Origin of the sequence: uncultured Metabacillus sp. (assembly GCF_947503125.1) — a bacterium.
Classification (GTDB): domain Bacteria; phylum Bacillota; class Bacilli; order Bacillales; family Bacillaceae; genus Metabacillus.
Genome location: NZ_CANNCR010000122.1, coordinates 1 through 3,702, shown reverse-complemented (window position 1 = coordinate 3,702; position 3,702 = coordinate 1). Strand labels below are relative to the sequence as shown.

4 protein-coding genes and 1 pseudogene are annotated in these 3,702 nt (G+C 37.8%); 4 read left to right on the top strand and 1 reads right to left on the bottom strand.

The genetic code is table 11. The features are described 5' to 3' along the window. Positions 1–68: 68 nt before the first annotated feature. The 4 genes and pseudogenes from Q1B07_RS26235 to Q1B07_RS26220 form a co-directional block, all read left to right on the top strand. Positions 69–668 (top strand): annotated as a pseudogene (locus Q1B07_RS26235) (acyl-CoA dehydrogenase); the annotation flags it as partial. A 14-nt stretch (positions 669–682) separates the two neighbouring features. After that, positions 683–1,555 carry a transporter substrate-binding domain-containing protein gene (locus Q1B07_RS26230; RefSeq protein ID WP_299095648.1) on the top strand — a complete coding sequence of 291 codons (873 nt, stop codon included), beginning with the start codon at positions 683–685 and terminating at the stop codon, positions 1,553–1,555. Between the two features lie 87 nt (positions 1,556–1,642). Beyond that, positions 1,643–2,326, top strand: a complete 684-nt coding sequence (locus Q1B07_RS26225) for an amino acid ABC transporter permease (RefSeq protein WP_299095651.1) — start codon at positions 1,643–1,645, stop codon at positions 2,324–2,326. Between the two features lie 163 nt (positions 2,327–2,489). Then, positions 2,490–3,047, top strand: a complete 558-nt coding sequence (locus tag Q1B07_RS26220; protein ID WP_299095653.1) for an HPP family protein — start codon at positions 2,490–2,492, stop codon at positions 3,045–3,047. Positions 3,048–3,171: 124 nt separating this feature from the next. Here the strand turns inward: Q1B07_RS26220 and Q1B07_RS26215 are convergent, their stop codons facing one another. Then, positions 3,172–3,489, bottom strand: coding sequence for a general stress protein (locus Q1B07_RS26215; protein ID WP_299095655.1), 318 nt, complete (start codon positions 3,487–3,489; stop codon positions 3,172–3,174). Positions 3,490–3,702: the final 213 nt, after the last annotated feature.

Genomic DNA, 3,702 nt, shown 5'->3' with positions numbered 1-3,702 from the left:
GAAGGTAAAGTACACCTTCTATTCCTGTTCGCCTTATGCTTGTCGCCGATAGGCAGGCGCCTTGCGCTTTTTTTATTCCGAAAGAAGCTGAAGGTCTATCAATCCAAGAAAATTGGAATGTAATCGCTATGCGTGGTACAGGCAGCCATGATCTAGTATTAGAGAACGTAGCAGTTGATGAGTCTGACTTAGTAGAAATTCCAAGTTATCAGACTGGCTTCAAACTTAATGGATGGGGTCTCCTAATTTCGGCAACCTATTTAGGAATTTCTCAGGCAGCCAGGGACTATGCCGTGCAATTTGCTAATACTCATTCACCAAATAGTATAGAGGGCACCATTGCCGGGCTGCCGAATGTGCAAGCATTAATAGGCGAGATAGACTTGGAGTTATACAAAGCAAGATTTGCACTATATGGTGCTGCAGAAGCTTACCTTGATGAGCAGCGTATTAAAAAAATGACCAACGGAGTGCTTGTTACCAAACATATTGTGACAAATGCAGCGATTACTGTTGTCGACAAAGCCATGCGAATAGTCGGAGCAAAAAGCTTACAATTGTCAAATCCATTGCAACGTTACTACAGAGATGTAAGAGCAGGATTGCATAATCCGCCAATGGATGATCTAACCATATCAAAATTAGCGCAAACAGCTATTCAACAATAGGGGAGGAAAAGACCATGAAAATGAATAAATTTTTAAAAATCGCAGCTGCAGGAATTGCCTTAGTAACCATAATCTCAGGGTGCGGCTCAAATACGACAACCAGAGTAAAATCAGATTCAGCAGCGGCTGGGAAAGAAGTTAGAAAAGTAAAAGTTGCATTTGACCAAGGAGGAAACCCAATAGGATACATAGATGAGGATGGAAATCCAACAGGATATGAAATTGAAGTCTTAAAATTGGTTGATCAAGCACTGCCGGAATATGAATTCGAATATGTGCCAACCTCAAGTGAGGACTTATTGATAGGAGTCCAACAAGGGAAATATCAAGTAGGTGTAAAAAATGCCTGGTTCACAGAGGAAAGAAAGAAGAATTTTATTTTTCCTAAAGAATTCCTTGGCCTGAGCGGCGTTGGTCTTTTGTTAAAAAAGGAAAATAAAGACATAAAGGATTTATCGGATTTTGCTAAAGCTGATCTTTCTTTGGCTCCCATTGCTGCTAGCAATGCCCAATATACCATTGTGGATGAATATAACCAAGCTAATCCTGACAATAAAGTAAAACTAGAAGCTGGAGATGCGTTCTCAGTGGATGTTGCTCAATGGGTAAATGAAGGACGTGTAGATGGTGGCATTTATATAGGGGCCGCTTATGAAAAGCAAGTTCTTGCAAAGGATGGTCCATATCATAATTTAGTTAATGACGTTGTTTACAATGAGTTTGCCGTCATTAAAACTTGGCCCTTATTCAACAAAAAAGAACAAGAATTTGCTGATGCCTATGATCAAGCAATCAAAAAAATAAAAGAGGAAAAGAAAACAAACGAACTGATGGTTAAGTTCTATAATCATGATTTATTTAACCTATTGGATACCGTCAAAAGGTAAATGTATTCCAAGTTTTTGTACATTGGGCTCCTAAACTATGAAAATTTATGATTTCCACACAAGGGGAATCAAAAATGGAGGTGGCTTATGCAAGAGTATTTTGATATTACCTACATTTGGGAAGCCATACCACAGCTTATTCCATTTTTAAAAGTAACATTTATGGTTTCAGGACTATCAGTTTTGTTCGGAACAGTTTTAGGTTTTATCTTAGTCGTAATGAAGCTGGGAACAAGTAAGATTGCAAAAAAAATAGCCAATGGTTATACCACAATATTAAGATGTACACCTTCAATTGTTCTCTTATTTTTGGTTTATTACGGACTTCCGGCCATAGCCGGTAATTTTGGTACAGACTTGAATAATCTTCATACTGCTGTCTTTGTTGTGATCACCTTTTCCCTTCAAATTGGTGCATTAATGTCAGAAGTGATGAGAACAGCTTATGAAGCGATTGACCAAGGTCAATATGAGGCAGCGGTTAGTGTAGGGCTTAGTCCCACACAGGCATTTAGGAGAATTGTTTTACCACAAGCATTTGTAGTAGCATTACCAAACTTCGGAAATAGCTTGCTTGAATTAATGAAAGAAGGTTCTTTAGCCTATACCATTGGTTTGGTTGATATTATGGGAAAGGCCAGTCTTATTATTTCAAATAACTTTAATTCTCATTCACTAGAAACTTACCTTGCATTATCGCTCATATATTGGGTACTATCCATCTTCATTGAACAATTCTTCTCCAAATTAGAAAAAGTATACTTGCTGTAGTATGGATGGATGTAGAAAGGATAAATAAGTTGCAAGAAAACGAATAGGCGTACAGAAAATCTCAAATTTTCTCTTTATTTTGTCAGAATAATCGATTAAAATAAAATTTATCTGTGAGAAAAACTGACAAACTAGTGGCGATTTTATAAAGCAGGGGGAACAGATGAATATAGAGAAAGTGAGAAGAGCTGAGGTTGGTTCTTTCCCAATTGGGTTCGGTACTTATATAAAGAAAATGAGAGGTGAGGCAAAATATAAAACTAACTTAAACTATGTGGATTTAATGATTTCAGCAATCGGTTGTTTGATTGCGATGAGCCTCATCAGTATCCTTGCCATTTCGATCGGTTATCCGATGGCGCTTGGACCAATTGGAGCCAGCTGTTTATTAATTTTTGGTGCTCATAATGGGCCGTTTTCACAACCGAGACAAATCATTGGCGGTCATTTTCTGGCAACCTTTGCTTCACTAACTATTTGGGAACTTTTCGGGCGTAGTTTTCTGACTATTGGGATAACTTTAGCGATCGTGATTATTCTTATGGTCATCACAAACACCATTCATCCTCCAGCAGCAGCTAGTGCCATCGTTGCGATTAATTCCGGGGCAGGCTGGGGATTTATCCCATGTATGGTCGCAAGTAGTCTTTTATTAGTCCTGATCTCATTGTTTTATAATAATTTATTTCAATCAAGACAATATCCAAAGCATTGGATATAAAAGATGGGGCTGCCAATAGGGCAGCCCCATTAGGTTGTTTTAAAGTTTAACTATTATTAGTGTCTAGTTCCGTTTATCGGATAGAAAACGAAAGCGACTGAGCAAGGTGCTTTCACTTTTGTTACTATTGAGCAATTATTACAACTTTCCCCTCGTCCAATTCTCTTTCAAGCTGTGCCGCTTCTGTTTCGGAAACGCCTAATGATGACATCCTGGCGCGAAGTTCGTCACCGCGTGAGCGAAACGCATTTGCCATTATTTCAAAAAGCCCTTCTTCTTTCAAACCAATATTGTTTGTCTCTGTATTTTCTGTTAAATGCTTGGAGCGTTTTAAATCATGTGCGAATAAATAAATGTCATCTCTGTTATAGCCTTGAGTTTCAAGATTTTGAATTGCTTCTGTAGCTTGTACACCATTTTCAACAACATAAGTTTTCATGATTTTTTCATCTCCCTTTCGTTGTTACTTTGAACATACCCGTCTTATTGTGATAAAAACATGGATAAGAGAAAATAGGAAGAAAGTACCAGGTGATACTTTCTTTATATGAAATACTTAAACCTTGTTAAAATAAAGAATAAGTCTGAAATGAATACTCTGGGCACCCAGTTAAAAAATGGGCATAGCAAAACAAGCCATCGATCGATGACTCAA

Bases quoted from the DNA above. Each gene is read 5' to 3' on its own strand.
- Q1B07_RS26225 (WP_299095651.1), top strand. From the start codon at position 1,643: ATGCAAGAGTATTTTGATATTACCTACATTTGGGAAGCCATACCACAG.
- Q1B07_RS26220 (WP_299095653.1), top strand. From the start codon at position 2,490: ATGAATATAGAGAAAGTGAGAAGAGCTGAGGTTGGTTCTTTCCCAATT.
- Q1B07_RS26230 (WP_299095648.1), top strand. From the start codon at position 683: ATGAAAATGAATAAATTTTTAAAAATCGCAGCTGCAGGAATTGCCTTA.